At 62.2% G+C, this 20,883-nt stretch carries 18 protein-coding genes and 1 tRNA gene; 10 read left to right on the top strand and 9 right to left on the bottom strand.

Annotated features, from left to right (window positions below; all coding sequences use genetic code 11):
- Positions 1–19: 19 nt before the first annotated feature.
- Positions 20–997: an isopenicillin N synthase family dioxygenase gene (locus AC1Q61_RS21485; protein ID WP_492651046.1), complete on the bottom strand. Its 978-nt coding sequence runs from the start codon at positions 995–997 to the stop codon at positions 20–22.
- A 15-nt stretch (positions 998–1,012) separates the two neighbouring features.
- Positions 1,013–2,203, bottom strand: coding sequence for a nitrate ABC transporter substrate-binding protein (locus tag AC1Q61_RS21480; protein ID WP_082238981.1), 1,191 nt, complete (start codon positions 2,201–2,203; stop codon positions 1,013–1,015).
- Positions 2,204–2,454: 251 nt separating this feature from the next.
- On the opposite strand from AC1Q61_RS21480, the gene AC1Q61_RS21475 reads away from it, so the two are divergent.
- The 4 genes from AC1Q61_RS21475 to AC1Q61_RS21460 are packed head-to-tail and all read left to right on the top strand — an operon-like array spanning position 2,455 to position 5,895.
- The gene (locus tag AC1Q61_RS21475; protein ID WP_003942349.1) at positions 2,455–3,237 is read left to right on the top strand and encodes an ABC transporter ATP-binding protein; all 783 of its coding nucleotides are present in this window, start codon (positions 2,455–2,457) and stop codon (positions 3,235–3,237) included.
- Positions 3,234–4,136: an ABC transporter permease gene (locus AC1Q61_RS21470; protein ID WP_042450093.1), complete on the top strand. Its 903-nt coding sequence runs from the start codon at positions 3,234–3,236 to the stop codon at positions 4,134–4,136. The genes AC1Q61_RS21475 and AC1Q61_RS21470 overlap by 4 nt, the downstream gene beginning before the upstream one ends.
- Positions 4,133–5,203 carry an isopenicillin N synthase family dioxygenase gene (locus AC1Q61_RS21465; RefSeq protein WP_042450095.1) on the top strand — a complete coding sequence of 357 codons (1,071 nt, stop codon included), beginning with the start codon at positions 4,133–4,135 and terminating at the stop codon, positions 5,201–5,203. The genes AC1Q61_RS21470 and AC1Q61_RS21465 overlap by 4 nt, the downstream gene beginning before the upstream one ends.
- Positions 5,204–5,250: 47 nt before the next feature.
- A complete protein-coding gene (locus AC1Q61_RS21460) occupies positions 5,251–5,895 on the top strand; it encodes a GntR family transcriptional regulator (RefSeq protein ID WP_007731273.1) in 645 nt (214 codons plus the stop codon).
- A gap of 4 nt (positions 5,896–5,899) precedes the next feature.
- Here AC1Q61_RS21460 and AC1Q61_RS21455 read toward each other — a convergent pair whose 3' ends face one another.
- Positions 5,900–6,676 carry an esterase/lipase family protein gene (locus tag AC1Q61_RS21455; RefSeq protein ID WP_042450097.1) on the bottom strand — a complete coding sequence of 259 codons (777 nt, stop codon included), beginning with the start codon at positions 6,674–6,676 and terminating at the stop codon, positions 5,900–5,902.
- A gap of 74 nt (positions 6,677–6,750) precedes the next feature.
- Positions 6,751–6,824 (bottom strand) — tRNA-Met (locus tag AC1Q61_RS21450).
- A gap of 450 nt (positions 6,825–7,274) precedes the next feature.
- Between AC1Q61_RS21450 and AC1Q61_RS21445 the strand changes: the two genes are divergently transcribed.
- Positions 7,275–7,829 (top strand): transglycosylase family protein, encoded by a 555-nt coding sequence (locus AC1Q61_RS21445; RefSeq protein ID WP_003942299.1) that lies wholly within the window; start codon positions 7,275–7,277, stop codon positions 7,827–7,829.
- A 92-nt stretch (positions 7,830–7,921) separates the two neighbouring features.
- Here the strand turns inward: AC1Q61_RS21445 and AC1Q61_RS21440 are convergent, their stop codons facing one another.
- Positions 7,922–10,897 (bottom strand): UPF0182 family protein, encoded by a 2,976-nt coding sequence (locus tag AC1Q61_RS21440; protein WP_030534991.1) that lies wholly within the window; start codon positions 10,895–10,897, stop codon positions 7,922–7,924.
- Between the two features lie 168 nt (positions 10,898–11,065).
- Here AC1Q61_RS21440 and AC1Q61_RS21435 point away from each other — a divergent pair, with 168 nt between their 5' ends.
- Positions 11,066–11,668 carry a PPA1309 family protein gene (locus AC1Q61_RS21435; RefSeq protein WP_019747831.1) on the top strand — a complete coding sequence of 201 codons (603 nt, stop codon included), beginning with the start codon at positions 11,066–11,068 and terminating at the stop codon, positions 11,666–11,668.
- A gap of 26 nt (positions 11,669–11,694) precedes the next feature.
- Here the strand turns inward: AC1Q61_RS21435 and AC1Q61_RS21430 are convergent, their stop codons facing one another.
- Positions 11,695–12,717 carry a YlbL family protein gene (locus tag AC1Q61_RS21430; protein WP_020907134.1) on the bottom strand — a complete coding sequence of 341 codons (1,023 nt, stop codon included), beginning with the start codon at positions 12,715–12,717 and terminating at the stop codon, positions 11,695–11,697.
- A 123-nt stretch (positions 12,718–12,840) separates the two neighbouring features.
- Here AC1Q61_RS21430 and AC1Q61_RS21425 point away from each other — a divergent pair, with 123 nt between their 5' ends.
- The 3 genes from AC1Q61_RS21425 (at position 12,841) to AC1Q61_RS21415 (ending at position 16,602) form a co-directional block, all read left to right on the top strand.
- Entirely contained in the window at positions 12,841–14,241 is a 1,401-nt protein-coding gene (locus AC1Q61_RS21425; RefSeq protein WP_003942352.1) for a zinc-dependent metalloprotease, read from the top strand.
- Positions 14,242–14,339: 98 nt separating this feature from the next.
- Positions 14,340–15,254, top strand: coding sequence for a hypothetical protein (locus AC1Q61_RS21420; RefSeq protein ID WP_054187618.1), 915 nt, complete (start codon positions 14,340–14,342; stop codon positions 15,252–15,254).
- Positions 15,255–15,258: 4 nt separating this feature from the next.
- Positions 15,259–16,602: an ABC1 kinase family protein gene (locus tag AC1Q61_RS21415; protein WP_172403528.1), complete on the top strand. Its 1,344-nt coding sequence runs from the start codon at positions 15,259–15,261 to the stop codon at positions 16,600–16,602.
- A 26-nt stretch (positions 16,603–16,628) separates the two neighbouring features.
- Here AC1Q61_RS21415 and AC1Q61_RS21410 read toward each other — a convergent pair whose 3' ends face one another.
- Both AC1Q61_RS21410 and AC1Q61_RS21405 read right to left on the bottom strand, forming a co-directional pair.
- Complete coding sequence (locus AC1Q61_RS21410; RefSeq protein ID WP_003942321.1) at positions 16,629–16,952, bottom strand: WhiB family transcriptional regulator; 324 nt, start codon at positions 16,950–16,952, stop codon at positions 16,629–16,631.
- A gap of 512 nt (positions 16,953–17,464) precedes the next feature.
- Positions 17,465–19,603, bottom strand: a complete 2,139-nt coding sequence (locus AC1Q61_RS21405) for an ATP-dependent DNA helicase UvrD2 (RefSeq protein WP_003942300.1) — start codon at positions 19,601–19,603, stop codon at positions 17,465–17,467.
- Positions 19,604–19,706: 103 nt separating this feature from the next.
- On the opposite strand from AC1Q61_RS21405, the gene AC1Q61_RS21400 reads away from it, so the two are divergent.
- Entirely contained in the window at positions 19,707–19,964 is a 258-nt protein-coding gene (locus AC1Q61_RS21400) for a mycoredoxin (protein ID WP_003942350.1), read from the top strand.
- Positions 19,965–19,978: 14 nt separating this feature from the next.
- Here AC1Q61_RS21400 and nudC read toward each other — a convergent pair whose 3' ends face one another.
- Positions 19,979–20,878 (bottom strand): NAD(+) diphosphatase, encoded by a 900-nt coding sequence (gene nudC / locus AC1Q61_RS21395; protein WP_007731249.1) that lies wholly within the window; start codon positions 20,876–20,878, stop codon positions 19,979–19,981.
- Positions 20,879–20,883: the final 5 nt, after the last annotated feature.

The raw sequence follows: 20,883 nt of genomic DNA, 5'->3' as shown, positions 1-20,883 counted from the left end.
GTGACGGAACGGATACGGATCAACGCGCGAAGTTCGCGCGTACTCGCTGGTCGATGTAGTCCTCGGCAGTGATCGGCGGGTACTTGCCCGCCGGCCCCTCGATGGTCACGTCGCGGTTCGCCTGAGCGAAGAACGCGAGGCTGTAGCGGGCTCCCCGATAGTCGGTGACTCCGGGACTCTTGACTCGATGAAAATTCGACGGCAGGACGTCATCACTCCATCTCATCAGCATGTCGCCGATGTTGCAGGTGATTGCTTCCTCAGCCGGCACCACCGACGTCCGTTCCTGGGTGTCCATCTCCTTGCCCGGGCACAGTTGCAAGCCGCCCTGACCGTCACGCTGGAAAAGCAATGTCAGGCAATCGAAATCGGTGTGTGCTCCGGCACGCCACATCCCTTCGACATCTGCGTCGGCGGCAAGGGGGAAGTAGTGGAGTAGTCGCAGCGTGCTCTGGTAGGTGTCCACCGACGGGTCATGTGCCCTGGTGAAGAAGTCTCGTTCGAATCCCAGCTTCTCGGCGAAGCACGACAACAGGTCCATCGCAATGCCCCAGCACTTGGCTTCGAAGTCCAGGATCGTTTCGCGGAATCCGCCCAATTCGTCTGCAGTGGGCCACAGATCACCCATATGCGGGCGGGTCACCTGATAGGACTCTTTCTGATCAGGTGTTCCGATGGACGGACGCACCTGCGTCATGCTCTCCCAGCCGGAGTTGAAACCCTTCTTGAGCGGATACTGCGCTTTGACCTCAGTGGGCAGTGCAAAGAATCGCTCGGCCGCCGCGAAAGCCTCGCGGACCTGGTCCAGATCGATCCCGTGATTGACGATTTGGAAGAATCCGATGTCGGTTGCTGCCGACCACAACTCCTCGGCGATCTCGCTGCGCCGGTTCTCGAAATCCGAGAGATCGATTCTTCGGACCTCGCGGTCGGTGGTCTCCGTGCCCAGGCCACCCATGCGGGTCTCGCGGTTGAGTTCTGTCATGTCGTAAGTCATTTGCTGTCAGCTCCTTCAGCGGATTCCGATGGACCGATCGGTGAACTTGTCGGTGTAGATCTCTTCTGCAGTCAATGACTGCGGTATCGCCGCACCCCCGGCGTTCAGGATGGGCTTCAGTTCTTCGACGGTGTGAGCGACTCGCGTCATGTCGAACGTGCCGACGGATCCGTCCGCCTCGTTCGCGATCAGGCCCTTCTCTTTCAAGAGTTGGGCACTGAACGCTGCTTCACCCTCGGTGTAGGGAGAGAACGACACGTCCTGCGAGACGACGTCGACAATGGCAGCATTCGCCGTATCCGGCGCAGTGATGTAGTCCGCGGTGGCCTGCTGAATGATCGGAACCAGCTTGCTCAAACACGGGGAGAGTGTCTCGACCTTGTCGGCACGAACGGAAACATTGGACGCGTAGATGTCGAAACCCGAATCTTTCAGCAGGTCATAGGAAACCGGCTTGTCCCACGCCGGCGTCTCCTTCTCGTACGTGTACGGTTCCGAATTCGCGAATCCTTGCTGAGCGATGGTCGGGTCACCGACAAATCGCGAGGGAGCTCCGTCGTAGCTCGTGTCGAGCTGAGACCGCTTCAGTAGGCCTTTCGCCACGAGCCACTGCGGAAACAGTTGCTCCTTGGAAACGACGACACTCGCGTCGGACTTGCCGATATCGGCAACACTCGCCCATTCCGGATGAGACTCTTTGTCCCACATGAGGATTGCCGGGCTGTACTTGAGCAATGGCGTGACGGCCACAACGGGCTGACTTGCCGCTGCCGCGATCACCTGATCGCCGTGCACCAAGCCGAGAGTGATCGAATCGTCGACGTACATCTGGGAGCTGACGGATTGGAACCCGATTGCCGGTCCCCCGGCCCGCAAGGTCAAGTCGACTCCGGTGTCCTTCCCTCCGGCGACAAGAGTCCCACTGACGGACTTGTCGTCGGTGTCGACCGAATAGCCGGGACCAAGCATCTCGAAGAGCGCCCCCATATCCGACTGTGGCTGCCATTGGAGTTGAGCCACAACGTTTTCCGGACAGAGACCCGCTAGGTTCTGAGCCTCGGCAGCTGGTTCGAGAGATTCAGCCTTGGCCGTCTCAGCCTCACTGGAGCTGCACGCAGTCAATCCGATGGCTGCACACATGGCCAGTGCCGCGCCCGCCGCTCCCACACTTCTGCGATTGGAATGCACCTTGCGATTTGAATACACAGCGTCTCCTTCGTGAAAACAATTGGGATGTGGGCGAACCAGGAAGGGTGATCCGATGAGCACACTCTGCAGCACGTGGATTACATGCAATCGACTCGTTGTTTCCATCAGGTAACGTGCGCCAGGATTCTCGCTTCACCTGCAATGTCACCTCACATTTACATTCAGCAACCTAGGCGACATACATGCAATTCAAGATGGTTCATACATATTGAACAACTTTTGCATGCATTATCGAACCGGAGGCTCAGATGGAACTCGCGAACACGATGCAGGATGCCGACGCTCGCAAGCTCACCGCACCGATGCAGATGGTCTTTTCCGATGTCGTCAAGAAGTTCGATACCGGCACTGTCGCGCTGGACGGCATCGATCTGAACGTGGAGCGAGGAGACTTCGTCGCCGTGGTCGGACCCTCCGGCTGCGGCAAGTCGACTTTGTTGCGCATGGCGGCCGGCCTCGAGCGACCGACCAGCGGCGCGGTTGCCCTCGACACCGAATCAGTTGGCTTCATCTTCCAGGAGCCGACTCTCCTCCCCTGGCGAACCGTGCAGGCCAACGTCGAATTGTCCGCCGAACTCGGTGGCGGCGACAAAGCAGCCCGAAAGTTGCGCGCCGACGAGGCAATTCGCGCAGTGGGCCTGGCGGACTTTGCGAAACAACTGCCCAACGCGTTGTCGGGCGGAATGAAGATGCGCGTCTCGTTGGCACGTGCGCTCACCCTCGCACCTGCTGTGATGCTGCTCGACGAACCTTTCGGTGCTCTCGACGAGATGACACGACTGGAGATGCAGGTAGAGCTGCAAAGGCTCTACACCGACAAGGGGTTCACCTCGATGTTCATCACGCACTCGGTATCCGAGGCCGTGTACCTCGCAAACAAGGTGGTCGTCATGACCGCCCGGCCCGGACGAATCCATTCGGTCGTGGACATCGATTTCCCGTACCCGCGTAGCCCGGAACTGCGCTACGACGCCCGATACACCGAACACGTCGCCGAGATCTCGGCCAGTCTCCATGGGAGCTCACGATGACCGAAGTCCTTGCAGTGCAACAGGGCACCGCACGCAATTCCGCCGTTCGCACTGATTCTGCGACCGCCGCGCGAGCACAGTCACAGCCCGGACGGCCCTCGCGAATGAGAGCGCTCGGCACCTTCCTTCTCTATCCGCTGCTCTCACTTGCCGGCGCGGTCGCAGCGTGGTCGATCGTCAGCTACCTCGTTCTCTCCCCGGAACGTCGATTTCTCCTTCCGCCGCCGAGTCAAGTACTGACAAAGTCGCTACTCGACTGGAAACACCTCTCTCCCATGCTCGAAGCCCTCGCAGTGACGGCACAGGTAGCACTGGTCGGCTTCGTGGTCGCGGTGGCAGTCGGCGTCGGAACCGGCGTGCTGATGAGCCAGGCCAAGTGGATCGAGCGGATCGTCTATCCCTATGCCGTTGTGCTGCAGGTCATTCCCATCCTCGCCATCGTCCCCCTCATCGGGCTCTGGTTCGGCTACGGTATGACCGCGCGTACCCTGGTGTGTGTTCTCATCGCAGCCTTCCCGATCATCACCAACACACACTTCGGATTGCAATCGGTCGATCGCGGACTGCACGAACTGTTCACCCTCGGCCGCGCGTCCCGTTGGGATCGATTGGTGAAACTCGAACTGCGAGCGGCAATGCCGGCTATTCTCACCGGCATCCGCACCGCCTCCGGCCTTGTTGTCGTCGGTGCCATCATCGGCGACATGTTCTTCGCCAAAGGACAACCCGGGATCGGAACGCTGCTCGACGTCTACCGAAGCCGCCTTCAGTCCGAGGATCTGATCGCCGCGATCGTGATCGCGTCGGTGTTCGGTGTCCTCGTCTTCTCTGCCTTTGGATTCCTCTCACGTGTGCTCGTCGGTAAGTGGCACACGTCCGGCCGCAAGGACTTTAAATGACCCACGAAACTCCTGTCTTCGAAATCCCTACGATCGATATCAGCCCGTACCTCCGCGGCGAGGCAGCGGTTGCAAACGCCACCAACAGCACTGCCTGTGCGGAAGTGGCAGCTCAACTCGATCGCGCGTGCCGGGAGGTCGGATTCATACAGATTGTCGGACACAGCATTCCACGATCGGCGACCGAAGGACTGGCCGACGCTCTCGACGAGTTCTTTGCTCTCCCACTGACGGTGAAGAACAACTATCGCCGTCCCTCGTCCGAGAACCGCGGCTACTCACCACCGAAATCGGAATCACTCAGCATGAGCCTGGGCGTCGCCGCTGCGAACCAGATGAACGATTTCTACGAAGCAATAGTCGTGGGCACAGAGGTGAGCGACTATCCGGGCGTCGACCTACCCGAGTCCAGCTACGCCGCCAACACCTGGCCCGTGGCCGCGCCCGGATTCCGACCGGCAATCGAAGAGTATTTCCGTCATGCCCAGGGCTTGGCACGAATCCTGATGTGCGCCTTTACCGACGCTCTCGGATTGCAGCCCGGGTACTTCGATTCGATGCTCGACCATTCGATCGACGCGATGAAGATGAACAACTACGCACTGCCCGAGGGCGAGATCCGCATCTCCGGCGACATGACGGGAATGGGCGCTCACACCGACTTCGGAATCTTGACCATCCTGTGGGCAGATCGAGTTCCGGGTCTTCAAGTTCTGAGTGCCGACGGCTTATGGCACGACGTCCAACCTGCCGACGGCGCACTCTTGATCAACCTCGGCGACGCGATGGCACGCTGGACGAACGACCGATGGCGCTCGACAGTGCACCGAGTCGACCCACCTATCGTCGATGGTCAGATCATCCGACGTCGCTCTGCCGCATTCTTTTTCGACGGGAACTACGACGCCGTCATCGAAGCACTGCCAGGGACTCTCACACCGGGCGAAGTGGGATACCCGCCGATCACGATCGCTGAGAACATCGCGGCCAAAGTGGCCGGACTGAAAGGCGCGACGGCGCCCGAGGTCGACAGTCGCAGCGCTGACCGGGTGCGCGCCGCTGGATAGCGCTCCCGGGTACCGTCGACATCGTGCAGGATCGAAGTGAGGACAAGATGACCACCACCGAACGAGCTTTACTCACCGAGTCCGTGCACGAGACGCTTCGCGAACTGATCTTTTCGGGCGAGCTGGCGCCGGGGACACCACTGAGTGTTCCCGCGCTGGCGAGCAAGCTCAATGTCAGTCGAACGCCGGTCCGCGAGGCCGTGCAGCAGTTGATCTACGAGGGCATCGCCGTCCACACACGGAATGCGGGTGCAAAAGTCGATTCGCTGGACGCGGAGTCTCTGCGCGCGGTCTTCGAGGTGCGTGAGGTACTCGACGGTCTCGCGGCGTTCAACGCGACGGCCAATGCCACGCACGAAACCGTGTCACAGCTGAACAAGATGGTGCAGGTGCAACGCGAACTTCTCGAGAGCCCGCCGGATCAGCGTCGGGATTCGAAGCTCGACCTCGAGTTCCACACCTTGATTCGTGAGACTGCATGCAATCACCCGCTCAGCGAAGCCCTGCATCGTCTGGATGGTCAGTCACACCTCTACCGTTCGGACATGTGGAGCCTCGAGCTCAATCGGCGGATCGCCGTCACCGAGCACGCACGTATAGTCGCGGCCATCGAATCGGGTGACGCCTTGGGGGCGAGGACTGCCGCGAGCGCACACGTAGCCGGGCTACTCGTCCGAACAACCCGGACCTGAAGCTTTACCGAAATGACGGAAACAGCGTGTCAGGCCAGGTGATGTCGCCGTCGTTCTCGTCCACGAACGTACCGACACAGTCGCGCCCCAAAGCGCTGATCGCTCCCGAGATGACCTCTGGATGCTCGAGCTCGGTGAGGTGGTCTCCTCCGGTTCCGGCCCCGGGAACGCCATCGACGTACACCCGGCACTGGCCCCCGTCCAACCGACCGTCCGCCCACTCGCCCGAACTCTGCACCACCGAATAGTAGGCAGATCCAGGAGTGTCCTCACCGGCATTGAGCTTGGTGAGAACTTCGGAGAACATGCAGGTGTCGTAACCGTCGGCAGGGCCTTGTACGCAGCCACCGGGGCTACCGTACTGTGGCGCACCGATGGCGACGAATGAATCCACTACTTCGGAGCCACCGAGGAACTTCGCGTAGTACCGGGAGCTCAGTCCACCCGCACTGTGCGCGATCACCCCGACGGAGTCAGCGCCGGTAGCGTAGGAGCGAATCGAATCCGCAATCAGCTCGGCGTCGGCCGCAATCATCTTGCCGGGTGCGTCGACGAAGTGTGTCTCGTAGCCCGCAGCGCTCAGTGCCTTGTCGAGGGCGCGGTAGGTCGCCTGGTGCGTTTCTCCCGAGTTGTAGAGCTGCTGCCCCGGAACGATGAAGACCACGCGCTTCGCATCGGTGATCCGCCCACCGGCGGCAGCGCTTCCTGCCGAGAACGCCAGAGCGGTGGTCACCAGCGAAGTAGTCACCGCCATCGCCAAGAGAATCTTCGAGAGTCGCACGTCGCCACCCTACGACGGCTGCGCACAAAAAAAGGACCGCCGCACTGGATTCCAGTGCGGCGGTCCTTTTCTAGTAGCGGGGACAGGATTTGAACCTGCGACCTCTGGGTTATGAGCCCAGCGAGCTACCGAGCTGCTCCACCCCGCGATGCATGGACAAAGTTACACGAGCAGGTGAACGGAACGCAAATCGCCTGCGCTGGAGCGAAATACACGCCTGAAAGTCGAAGAATCGGGTGACTGGGTTCACAAAATGCCCGTGAGCATCAACACATAACAAGCATGTAACGAACGTACGTCGAAACGGCATCGGAAAGGCTCTACCAGCACAAACGCTAAAATTTTGGGTCGAGAGCAGACCAGACAGTCCGGAAAATTGCGAATCGACCCTCGTTCGACGCTCCCGTACGGTCGGTCCCGGCCCGAATCAACCGGGCGAACGCCGACCCGCCGCTGCTCCACTCTGCCCCGCGGGATCGGAACCCCCGAAACCTTCGAGGGGCAGAGACACGGAGAGACAAGCGCCCGGGAAAGTCAGCATCATCGCCGACCCGCAGGCCCGCCGATGTCAGCAAGCGCGGAGAGGATTTACCCCGACATGACGTACACCAGCATCAGCAAGCGTGCATTCGGCACATTGGCAGTAGCCGGCGCACTTGTCGCAGTGCCCCTCACCATGAGCACCGGCACCGCTTCCGCAGCCACCCACAACTGGGACGGCGTCGCACAGTGCGAGAGCGGTGGCGACTGGAACATCAACACCGGAAACGGCTACTACGGCGGCCTGCAGTTCTCGCAGAGCACCTGGACCGCCAACGGTGGCACCGGCTCGCCCGCCAACGCTTCCAAGGAAGAGCAGATCCGCGTCGCCGAGAACACCCTGCAGAGCCAGGGCCCCGGCGCATGGCCCGTCTGCGGCCAGCGTCTGACCGTCGCGAGCGAGCCTGCAGTCGAAGAAGCTCCCGCCGCAGCGCCGGCTCCCGTCGCCGAGGCACCCGCAGTTGCTCCCGCCATCGAGATCCCGGCCGAGCTCAAGCCCGCCGCACAGCAGGCTTACGACACCGCTCGTGACCTCGCCGGCCAGTACGGCTTCGCCGCACAGTTCCAGCAGCTCTCCGATGCCAACGCACCGATCGTTGCAGCACTGCGCTGATTCAGCTCGTACAGCTTCACCTGAGAACACAAGAAGGCCCCCCCACCATCCGATCGGATGGCGGGCCTTCTGTGACTCACGAACGAGGTCGACTAACTGGGCGGCAGCGCCTGGTAAGCGTCAACCGCCTTCTGCAGGCGATCCAGCGCGGCTCCGTAACCACTGAAGTCACCAGTCTGTTGCGCAGACTTCAATGCATCCATGGCAGCGTTGACCTCTGCCAGAGCCTTCGACACATCTTCCGATGATGCCGGACCTGTAGGCGTCGTCGGCGCCGTCGGCGCGGGGGTGGTCCCGGTTCCCGCCGGCGGTTCCGTCGTGGCAGTTCCACCCGGTGCGGTGGCAGCACCCGCGGCTCCACCATTGTCGAAGACCTGATCGAGCGCCTCGGCCAACGTGGATGCGTAACCGACACGAACCCTGCTGCCAGCCTTCGCAGACTCCTGGTAACTCACCAGAACTCGGGAAAGCTGCGGGAACGAAGTCGTTGTGTTACTTCGCTCGGTATACATGGGTTCGACGTAGAGAATTCCACCCTCTGCGATCGGCAAGGCCAACTGGTTGCCGTATCGGATCGTGTTGGTTCTCTCCAGCAGTGCCTTCTCCGAGCCCACGCGAGCATCCGAGATCATCGAGTTCTGCGACTGTGACGGACCCTGCGTCTGTTTGTTGACGGGCAACTGCAGAACAGTGATCTTGCCGTAGTCCTTCGGATCCGAATTCACGGTGATGTAAGCCGACAGGAAGTCTCGCTGGAATCCCACCATCGGACTTGTGAGCCGGAACGACGGCGCGCCGGTTTCCTGGTCCCCCACCATCACGTAGTACGGCGGTTCATTTTCCTTCGAATTCTCCACCGTCGGCTCGTTGGGCACCGACCAGAAAGCGTTGTTGGTGAAGAACTCGGTCGGATTGTCGACGTGGTACTTCGCCAACATTTCCCGCTGAACCTTGAACAGGTCTTCGGGATAGCGGAAGTGTGCCCGCAAATCGTCCGAGATATCACTCTGCGGCTTGACCGTGTCCGGGAACACACCCTTCCACGCATTGAGTACCGGGTCGTTGTCGTCGACCTGATAGAGCGTCACGGTGCCGTCGTAGGCATCGACGGTTGCCTTGACCGAGTTGCGGATGTACGAGACTTCCTTCTTCGGCAACAAACGACCGGTCGTTGCATCCACACTGTCCGCGACCAGTCCGTCCAGCGAACTGCGCTGTGCGTACGGGTAGTTCTCCAGCGTGGTGTACGCATCGACGATCCAGACGATCTTGCCGTCGACTGCGGCCGGGTACGCATCTCCGTCAGTGGTCAACCACGGAGCAACCTGACCGACGCGATCGCGAGGATCACGGTTGTAGATGATCTTGGAATCCGAACCGACGGCACCCGAGAAGAGAATGTTCCTCTCCGTGTACTTCGCCGCGAAAGCCAAGCGATTGACCCAGTTTCCGATGGAGACGCCGCCGGAACCGGTGTAGGTGTACTTGGTCTGCTCCGTGTCGTATTCGCGAGCTTCCGAACCACCGGCACCACCGACGATTGCGTAGTCGTCAGCGCCTTGACCGATGACCTCGCCGTAGTAGATGCGCGGTTGATCGACCTTGATGACCTGTGTTCCCGCGTCCTGCGAGGCGATGTCGCTGACCGTGTAGATCGGGTAGCCCGCATTGTTGTTGTTCGCGTTGTCCTTCGTCGGGTCCAGGACCGGCGCAGTGATCTTGTTCGCCGGAGCGGCCACCAAGCCGTCGCCGTGGGTGTAGACCGTGTGCTTGTTGATCCAGTCCGTCTGGTTTCCCTGCAGGTTGTTCGGTGAGATCTCACGCGCCGCCACGATGTAGTCGCGCATCTCACCGTCGATGTCGTAGCGATCGATGTCGAGCGAGGGCGGGAACCCGTAGAAGTTCTGACGCTGTTGCTGCTGGGTGAAAGTGGGCGACAGAATGTTCGGATCGAGGAGACGAGCATTGGCAATAGTGGTGACGTCTGCCGGCACCTCGCGCGGAATTGCGTCGCCGTCACCCGAGTAAGGCTGATATGTGACCTTGTCGTCCGTGATTCCGTAGGCCTGCCTGGTGGCCGCGATGTTCCGCTCGATGTACGTACTCTCCTTGTCCGCCGCGTTGGGCTTGACGGAGAACTGCTCGACGATCATCGGCCAGACTGCGCCTACGAGCACGGACGAGAGAACCAGCAGAGCAACGGCCATAGCCGGGATACGAAGGTCGCGGGTGAAGATCGCAGCGAAGAAAGCCAAAGCACAGATGATCGCGATGGACATCAATATCAGCTTTGCCGGGAGCACAGCCATGATGTCCGTGTACCCCGGGCCGGTGAACGTCGGCTCTTTACGGCCGCTCGAAAGCAACGAGTAGCGATCGAGCCAGTAGGCGACGGCCTTCAACAGCACGAAAGTGCCGGCCAGAACAGCCAACTGCACACGAGCGGCGGTAGTGAACGTCCCCGCTCGTCCGGCCAATTTGATTCCACCGAAAACGTAGTGGGTGATCAGATTTGCCACGAAAGCCAGCAGGATCGAGACGAACAACCAGTTGAGAACGAAACGGTAGAACGGCAGATCGAACGTGTAGAAGCTGACGTCCATGTTGAACTGCGGATCGGTGATACCGAATGCCTGGCCGTTGAGGAACAACTGGATAGTGACCCAGTTGGCCTGCGCGATGAGACCGGACAGGATGCCGATCGCTACCGGAATGATCACGCCGAACAGACGAAGACGCGACATAACGGTGGTGCGGTAGCGCGCGATCGGATCATTGGGCCCGGAGACCGGGACGAACACCGGGCGTGCGCGGTACGCGAGAAGCATCGCGAGCCACACGATGGCGCCGACGACAATTCCGACGACCAGGAAGAGCACGAATCGCGTCAGCAGAACCTTGGTGAAGACACCGCGGAAGCCGACTTCGCCGAACCACAACCAGTCCGTGTACATGCCGATCAGTCGCGGCCCCACGAGCAGCAAGGCCGCCACTACGACAGCCACCACCAACAAGATTCGACTGCGTCTGGACAGAGAGGGTAAACCTGCGGGGGGCCGCATGCCCACGTGCCACGCTCCAAGATTTGGCGACGCCGTGGCGTCGCAACCGATTGCATCGATCACTGCGGCCACGCCCGAGTGGACTTGGCCGTTTCCGACCACTCTACGTAACAACGGTCACGGGTTGACAACACGGAGAGCGGGGAGCCGGACAGAAGGTGGGAGGATGAACGTGTGAGTGAAGAGAATATGAGCAGATCACCGAGTGCCCTCGCCCGGTGCGTTCATGAAGTTGTCGACCACATCGACGCCGAAGGCTGGGATCAGCCGCCGAAGCTGTACGCGTTGGTACCCACCGAAATGCTCGCCGCGGCCGAACCCGGACTGCTCGACCAACTCGCCGAGGGCGCCGAATACACACCGATCGAACAGGAATCGCTTCCCGAGGACATCATCGGCGGTTCACGGGCACTCGACGAGTTCCTGGCGACGACGCATTGGCCCGAGTCCGTGCAGGGTTGCATCCTGGTGCAGGAGATCGTCGTCCTGCCGCCCGAGGCGGAATCGGATCTCGACCACGCCACGGCGCCGGTGTTGACCGATCAGCACGCGGCGGACGAGGTCGCGCGGCTGACGGCCAACGCGCATCCCGATCGACGCGAGGCTCGACTGTTCGTCGGCGTGCTCCGTGACGGTCCCTCGCTGTCGCTCCTACAGATGCGTCCCGACGAGGATGCGGATCCGTACGGTGACTTGGAACTGCTCACCTACGACGGTCTTGCACCTCACCTCGTGCACGCCCTGTACGCGACGCTCGACGAGGTCGAAGAAGACTGACAGAGTCGTCGGCGGCCAGGCAGCTTTCAGCAGCGGGGTGCGTCGCCGCCCGTGTTGAGGCTCTCGAGTGAGTCCACTGCGCCGGGCAGGTTGTCGACCTTGACGAGTCGAAGCCCGTCCGGCGCATTCTGTTTCGCCTCGTCACAGTTCTGGGCCGGCACGAGGAAGGTCTCAGCACCGGCTTCGGACGCGGCGATCAACTTGTACCTGATGCCGCCGATCGGACCGACCTCGCCGTCGGAGTCGATGGTGCCCGTTCCGGCCACGAACTTTCCACCGTTGAGCTCCCCCGGAGTCAGCTTGTCGACCAAGGCCAGTGTGAACATCAGTCCGGCAGAAGGACCGCCGATGTCGGCGAGATTGAACTGCACGGTGAAGGGAACGTCCGGGACCTCGTTGGGTGTGACGCCGAGGTAACCCGATTCGGGCTTGTTGGGCCGCGCCCCGACGGTGACCGGCACCACGGTCTCCACACCCTCACGAAGGACGGTGACGTCGATCGCGGTGCCGGGCGCGATCGCACCGACCGTGTCCTGAACGCCGGTGATGGTGGTTACCGGAGTGTCGCCGATCTTGACCAGGACGTCGCCTTCTTGCAGGGCACCCGCAGCGGGACCGTCCGGAGTCACCTTCGAAACAGTCAGTGCCACCGGCTTGCCGAGAAAGTGCAGTGCCGCCAACTCGGCACTGTCCTCTGATTGCTGGAAGTCGGCCGTGTTGGCCTGCTGAATCTCTTCCTTCGACTTCTCGGGCGGATAGATCTCCGAGCGAGGGACGAGTCCGTTGCTGCCACTCGCCCACAGTCCGAACGCTTCGAAGATGTTGAGGCCGTCGCGAACCGACACCGTTGTCATGTTGAGGTTGCCGTCGGTGGGATCGACCTCGGTCCCCTGGATGTCCACGACGGGCTTACCGTCGACGTCGCCGAGCGTGTTGAAGGTGGGGCCCGGACCGAGTGCGACATAAGGAACAGTGACCATTGTTCCGACGACTCCCAACACGACGATGGGTGCGAGTGCGGCCAAGAGCGTCACTATCCGTCGATTCACCTGATCCAGAGTAAAGCGCGAAGGCTCCGGAGCACCGATCGCACCGCCTGAGCGCCGTGCGTGTTCGCCGTCAGCGTGACTCGGAGGGCGACTCCGACCGCTCGAGCCTTGTACCGTTGAGGTATGAGCAATATGCCGTTCGGCTTCTCCAACTCCGACGACGATCCCGATCGCGACAAGAACGCGGCGGGTGGCAATCCGTTCGGGGGTGGTGACATGCCGTTCGGGTTCGGCGCGGGCGGTGAGGGATTCGATCCGGCTCAGCTCGGCCAGATGCTCACCCAGTTCGGGCAGATGCTGAGCGGAATGGGCTCGTCGATGGGCCAGGGCGGTACGTCCGGCCCGGTCAACTACGACATCGCCAAGAAGCTGGCACGCCAACAGATCGGATCGGTCACACCGATCACCGAGGGCAACGTCAAGGCGATCGCCGACGCCGCGCACCTGGCCGAGATGTGGCTGGACGCCGCGACAACGCTCCCTGCCGGAGCGAGCCGCACTCTTGCGTGGACTCCGAACGACTGGCTCGACAACACGATCGACACCTGGAAGCGACTCTGTGATCCGGTGGCCGAGAAGGTAGCGGGCATGTGGGTCCAGGGTCTTCCGGCCGAAGCACAGCAGATGGCTGGCCCGATGCTGGGCATGCTCGGCCAGATGGGCGGACTCGCGTTCGGCTCGCAATTGGGCCAGGCACTCGGCCAACTGTCCACCGAGGTGCTCTCCTCCACTGACATCGGCCTGCCCCTCGGCCCCGAAGGCACCGCGGCCCTTCTCCCGGCTGCGGTTCAGGCTTTCAGTGAGGGTCTCGAACAGCCGCATCAGGAAGTTCTGGTCTTCCTCGCCGCGCGGGAAGCCGCTCATCAGCGCCTTTACAGTCACGTTCCGTGGCTGCGCCAGCGTGTTCTCGCGACAGTGGAGGAATACGCCCGCGGAATCACCATGGACTTCTCGGCGATGGAAGAATTCGCCAAGGACCTCGATCCATCCGCTCTCACCGATCCGAGCAAGCTCGAAGCGCTGATGCAGCAGGGCACGTTCGAGCCGCAGAACACACCGGAGCAGAAAGCCGCTCTCGAACGTCTCGAGACTCTGCTTGCGCTGGTCGAGGGTTGGGTGGAGACGGTCGTCACCGCCGCACTCGGCGAGCGACTGCCTGGTGTTGCCGCGATGAGTGAGACGTTGCGGCGTCGCCGCGCTACCGGCGGCCCCGCCGAACAGACCTTTGCGACGCTGGTCGGACTCGAACTTCGTCCTCGCAAGGTCCGTGAAGCGGCCGGTTTGTGGCAGAAGCTCACTGCGGAAGCCGGTATGGACGTTCGCGATGGCGTCTGGTCGCATCCCGACCTGATGCCCGATTCGAGCGATCTCGACGCACCGGACGGATTTGTCGCCCGTGTCCTCGGCGCCGGCGAAGCCGGTAATTTCGACGACCCGATAGCCCAGCTCGAAGCCGTCGTGGCAAAAGAGCGTGCGGCCGAGGAAGCGATGGACAAGACCCGCGAGGACGACGAAGAGAAGTAATCCCTTCTCGACCGATTTTCGCAGATCAGCCGCGATGACCGCCTGTGGATAACTGCCGCTGACGGGGACTCGCCGAGGGCCCGTCGTGCCAGCATCGAATGATGACCGGTCACACACACGACGACACCAGACAAGACAGCACTTCACAGCGATCCGCGGGACCTCGATGGGACCCGCGGATCGCTGTTCTGTCGCGCCCGGATGGTCGACTGCAGCTGGGATGGACCCCCGGACGTGCCGTCCTGCTGACTCTGCCTGTCGGGGTCGACGATCGCGCGGTGAAGTCGATCCTGCGCAAAATGGACGGCTCGAGATCCCGCGCAAACATCCTCTGGGAAGCGTCGAGGCTCGGGATTCCCACGTCCGTGACGGAGGAGTTGCTCGAGCAACTCGCCGATTCCGGTTTCGCCCACACTGCCCGCAGAAGCACCGCGACGGTCCGGATTCACGGTGTCGGTCCGCTCTCTGACGCCATCGAGCGCGCACTGGTCACCGGCGGGGTCAGCACGCGTCGCTCGCGCGGGTATCGCAACACCGACGTCGTGCGCACGTGGAACGAACAACTGGTGGTCCTGAGCGACGACGTCGTGACTGATCCTCGTCTGGTCAGCGATCTCGTTCGCTGCGGACTCCCCCACCTTTCCGTCCGCATCCGCGACGGCAACGGTGTGGTCGGTCCTCTTGTCCTGCCTGGTCAGTCGAGTTGCCTGCGGTGCGCAGACATCCTCCGATCCGAACTCGACCCTCATTGGCTTCATCTGTCCGCGCAGCTACTCGGCAGCGCAGGCCACGCGGAATCGGCGATGATCCATGCAAGTGTCGCGCTGGCCCTGGCCGAGATCGACTCCGCATTATCGGAGACAGCGGCGACGCATGCGGCGAGTCTGTCGTCGACGCTCGAGATCGCGCTCCGTCCGTATCGGATCACAACCAGGCGCTGGCCTCGGCAAATATCCTGCAGTTGCCAATACCTGGCACCTGTTTCGGGCAAAGGACGCCCCAGTCAGACATGATGGTGTGGTGTCCGAGATCCCACGCAAGAGTTCTGCCCGTACTGCCAAACTCGCGAGCATCCCCCTGGGGATGGCCGGTCGCGCCGCCATGGGCTTCGGACGCAAGCTCGCCGGCGGCGACAAAGGCGAGATCGACGCGCAGTTGAGCGCGAAGGCGGCCGAGCAACTGTTCGCGGTGCTGGGCGAACTCAAGGGCGGCGCGATGAAGCTGGGCCAAGCGCTCAGCGTCATGGAGGCGGCAATTCCGGAGGAATTCGCCGAGCCGTACCGCGAGTCGCTGAACAAGCTCCAGGCCGCCGCCCCGCCGCTGCCGACCAAGCAAGTACACAAGATGCTCGACCAGCAACTCGGAACCAAGTGGCGCGACCGATTCCAGTCGTTCGACGACGAACCGACCGCGTCGGCAAGCATCGGGCAGGTTCACCGAGCCGTCTGGGCGGACGGCCGCGACGTAGCCGTGAAAGTTCAGTACCCCGGCGCCGACGAAGCTCTACGCGCCGATCTCAAGACCCTGGGCAGATTTGCCGGTCTCTTCGGTTCGGTCATGCCCGGTGTCGACGTACGGCCCGTGATCGAGGAGTTCACCGCGCGCACGGAGGAAGAACTCGACTATCGGATCGAGGCGAACAATCAGCGAGCTTTTGCCAAAGAGTTCGACGGAGATCCCCAATTCGTGATCCCGCACGTCGTGGCGAGCGCGCCGAAAGTGGTCGTGACCGAATGGATGACGGCAACCCCGTTGACCAGAATCATCGAGAGTGGAACGCCGGAGCAGCGCAATGCGGCCGGTGCACTACTCGCCGAATTCCACTTCGCGTCTCCGGCCCGTGTCGGATTGCTCCACTGTGACCCGCACCCCGGCAATTTCATGCTTCTCGAGGACGGCCGACTCGGCGTCATCGACTTCGGTGCTGCTGCGCCGTTTCCGAACGGACTGCCACGGGTTCTCGGCACGATGGTGCGCCTGGCTGTCGAGGAACAATTCGACGAGTTGACGGAGTTGTTGCGCGCCAACGGTTTCGTGATCCCCGGACGCACGGTGACCGACAAGGAGATCGCGGATTACCTGCGACCCTTCACCGACCCGATCCAGACCGAGTCATTTCACTTCACTCGGGCATGGCTGCAAAAGGCCGCCGGAACCGCCACTGACTTCAACAGTGCGCAGTTCCGAACGGCCCGTGCACTCAACCTTCCGGCCGAGTATTTGATGATCTTCCGTGTTCTTCTCGGTTCGGTCGGCATATGCGCCCAGTTGGACGCATATGCCCCGTACATGGAAATCCTGACTCGTTGGTTGCCAGGGTTCGCGGAGCCGGTTCTGGATGACACCGGCTCCGCCGACTAAGACACCGGCTCCGCCGAATAGGGCTCTCACGCGCACACAAGTTGCTTGCGTGGGCGCCCTCTCGGTCTCTTGCGCGCTATGACGGCCCCCTGATCGAGGATCTCGCCGCCCCACACCCCCCATGGCTCGGCGCGGTCGAGAGCCGCACTGAGACAACGGGAACGGATGGGGCACTGCGCGCACAGTGCCTTCGCCTGCTCGAGTTCGGCCGGAGCTTCGGCGAACCAGAGATCGGGGTTGGATGCCCGGCACGGCAGGTCGCGGCGGGTGGACGCGACCTCGATGAACGTGACTGCAGCCGAAGTGACGTCGGTGGAAGTTACTGCAGTGGTGGAGTTTTCGGATTCCACGCGGATTGTCTGGGCAGACAACTCGGTCTCCTAGTGCTCGGATGCGAAACTGTGTCGCACGATATGGGTTCGATGGGTGCGAACCTGAGCCGAGTCGGAAACCAGATGAAGAGGGCTATCCAACACAAAGGCCACGGTCCGCAGGGGCTGCGGGTCCGTGGCCGTAAGTGAACGGATGTGTCCTACCGAGAAATACCTCGATGGCTTAAGAACACGGACTCGACAGCTGCTTTCTTTGCTGCTGCTTGAGGGCGCAGGCGGAACGCATGCTGCGCCCATCCCGCTGCACGCGGCAGCATGGGGGCGGCAACAGCGAACTTTGCGCTTGCGCACGCTTCATACGAGATCAAGTTCGTCATTTTTTTGCCACCTCCATTTCGTGTCGGTCCGGATAGTTTCTGCGCACAGGTTGCCCCGTAACACTGAAAACCAGAGTAGAGAATCTGCCGAATCTGCACAACCTATTTTTGACCTGCGGTTATGTAACTCACCGTTGTCGATTCGGATGCATTTCAGATATCGAGTGTTGCCGCACGCAGTTCGCCGCGAATGACAGCTAGTACGTCTTCCCCGAAGTTGTCGAGTTTCTTCGGCCCGATTCCAGGGATCGAAACCAGTCCACGATTGTCTTGTGGTCGTTGTTCGGCAATAGCCATCAATGTGTTGTCACTGAAGACGACATAGGCCGGAACTTTGAGTTCTCTGGACTTGTCCAGACGCCAGGCCTTGAGGTGCTCGAGCAATTCCAGGTCGACATTGGACGGGCATTTTTCGCAGCGCCCGAGCATGGTCGCCGACGTCCCGATCAACGGTTTGCCGCAGACGCGGCAGCGCGGACGCTTCTTGTTCCCCGACGACGGCGCGGCAACGCGCGAGGCCGGCGAGTCCTCCGGGATTAGTCCGTTGAGAAATCTCGACCGGCGACGGGACTTGCGTCCACCCTCATTGCGGGCCAATGCCCACGACAGCTGCAGATGCTCGCGAGCGCGAGTAACCCCCACGTAGAGAAGCCGACGCTCCTCCTCCACCGCGACGTCGTCGGCGCCCGAATTGGCGTCGCCGAGAACGTGTTGGATAGGCAGGGTGCCGTCGTTGAGGCCGACCAGGAACACCGCATCCCATTCGAGCCCCTTGGCCGCGTGGAGCGAGGCCAGCGTCACACCTTGCACGGTCGGTGGGTGCCGCGCCTCGGCTCGGGCCGTGAGCTCCTGTAGAAGCCCGGTGAGCGTCAGTTCAGGTTCGTGGACAAGTTGTTCTTCGGTGAGCGCCACGAGAGCCGAGAGCGAAGCCCAGCGCTCGCGTGCCTGAGTACCCGAAGGCTCTTCGTTGGTCAGGCCGAGCGGCGCGAGCACAGCGCGGACGAGTGAGACCAGTGCTTCGCCGTTGTCTGCACCTTCGGGGAGGTCGTCGCGTCCAGCAGCCTGACGCAGCGCTGCCACCGCCTGACGTACCTCGGTGCGAGTGAAGAAGCCCTCTCCACCGCGCACCTGGAACGGAATGCCCAGCTTCGTCAGGGCCTGCTCGTGCGCCTCCGACTGAGCATTGATCCGGTACAGAACAGCGATCTCGGCCGCAGGGGTGCCTGCCGCGATCAGCCGTTTGATCGCCCGCGCAACGCCGAGTGCTTCGGCCGGCTCGTCGTCGAACTCCATGAACTCCGGCTCAGGCCCCGGAGCGCGTTGCCCGATCAGCTGCAGACGCGTCCCGGCGATCCGCCCGCGCGCGGCACCGATCACGCGGTTCGCCAACGACACGACCTCAGGGGTGGAGCGGTAATCCCGTTCGAGCCGAACGACGGTCGCTTCGGGGAATTTCCGGGAGAAGTCCAACAGATAGTTGGGGGTGGCTCCGGTGAAGGAGTAGATGGTCTGATTCGCATCGCCCACCACGGTCAGATCGTCTCGGTCGCCCAGCCAGGCGTCGAGCACACGCTGCTGCAGTGGGGTGACGTCCTGATACTCGTCCACGACGAAGCAGCGATACCGCTCGCGGAACTCGTCGGCGACTGTCGAATGCTCTTCGAGAGCTGCCGCCGTGTGCAGTAGGAGATCGTCGAAATCAAGCAGCATGCCGTCCTGGCCGCGTGCTTTCAGCTCTTCGTATGCGGCATACACCTGGGCCACCTTGGTGGCATCGACCGGTGCCTCACGGCGAATCTTGGCGATCGCGCGTGGGTAATCCTCCGGCGCGATCAACGACGCCTTCGACCACTCGATTTCACTGGCTAGGTCGCGGACGCTTTCCGTGCTGGTGGACAATCCCACCCGGGCTGCGGCACTGCTGACAACCGCGAACTTTCGGTCCAGCAGGCGCCACGGCGTGTCGCCGACAACCTGCGGCCAGAAGTACTTCAGTTGACGGAGAGCAGCAGCGTGAAAAGTTCGAGCCTGCACCTGCGGCCCACTCCCGCCGACGCCCAGCTCACGGAGACGTCCACGCATTTCCCCGGCCGCACGAGCGGTGAACGTCACGGCAAGCACCTGACCGGCCGACACGTGACCGTCGGCAACCAGATGAGCGATCCGGCGCGTGATGGTGCGGGTTTTGCCTGTTCCAGCGCCCGCGAGGACACATACCGGGCCGCGTGGCGCGAGCACGGCGGCCGATTGTTCTGGATCCAGTCCGGTGTCCGCAGGCATGGGGACCATCATGGCAGGACGTTCCGACACTCCATTCGCCGCGCCCGACGGTATGTGGGCAAGAGAACACGGGCCGATACGGAACAACGCTCTCGGTCGTGGTGTTATATCGGCCGTGACTTCTACCGAAAATGCGCCTGCCCTGACCATCTACTCGACCACGTGGTGCGGCTACTGCCGTCGCCTCAAGACGCAGCTCAACGCGTCGGGGATCGAGTACACCGAGATCGACATCGAGAACGATCCGGCAGCAGCCGATTTCGTCGGCAGCGTCAACGGTGGCAATCACGTCGTTCCGACCGTGAAGTACGGCGACGGCAGCGTTGCGACCAACCCGTCGCTCAACCAGGTCAAGCAGGCTCTGGGTCTGTAGACCTTCTCCGGCTGCTACTTGACCCAGCTCTCGAGCATTCCGCGAGCGATGGAGATCGACCCGGGCAGCAGCAGTGGCGCGTCCGCTTCCGAACCCCAGTCGCCGAGTTCGAGAGCGGCGCGCACCTCGTCCTTCGTGAACCAGGTGCCCTCGGCGATCTCGCCGTCCGCGAACAGCAGCGGAGCGGCGGGGTCGCCGATTGCGGCGAAGCCCAACATCACCGAGCGAGGGAACGGCCAAGGCTGGCTCCCGAGGTATCGAACGCTGTGCACGTCGATACCGACTTCTTCCTTGATCTCGCGGACAACACACGTTTCGAGTGACTCCCCGGCCTCGACGAATCCCGCGAGAATCGAGAAACGGCGCTGCGGCCAGGTCGGCTGACGCGCGAGTAGAACTCGATCGCCGCCGTCGTGCACCAGGCAGATGACCGCCGGATCCGTTCGGGGAAACTCCTCGTGGCCGGTGGACGTGGAAATGCGTGACCAGCCGGACATCGTGGGTTCACTCGGTGCGCCGTCGATAGCGCTGAATCCGGCACTGTCGTGCCAGTTGAGAATCGCGACGGCACCGGTCAACAAACCGGCGTCCGCGTCGTCGAGTGTTCCGCCGAGCATCCGCAATTCAGACAAAGTGCCCGCCAGCAGCGACACCCGCACCGCCCAGACGTGGCGATTCTCCCGAATTCCCAGGAAGACCGCGCCGCGCACCGGTTCGGGCCCCAACTCGGTTGCCTCGGCGAAGACCAATTGACCTTCCGGCGACACCTTGACCTGACCCCGTGAATTCACACGGAGGAGCAGTGCGTCCGCCCAACCCGTCGTCAGTGCAGCGGCGTCCGACCGCAATTCCTCGGCGCGGCCGACGCTCGAGCGTGAGAGCAGAGGTGTTTCGGTCAGCTGGAAGTCGTTCACGCTCA

Source organism: Rhodococcus sp. MPR-R1B, from assembly GCF_058793255.1.
This window is presented reverse-complemented; position numbering and strand designations above follow the sequence as displayed.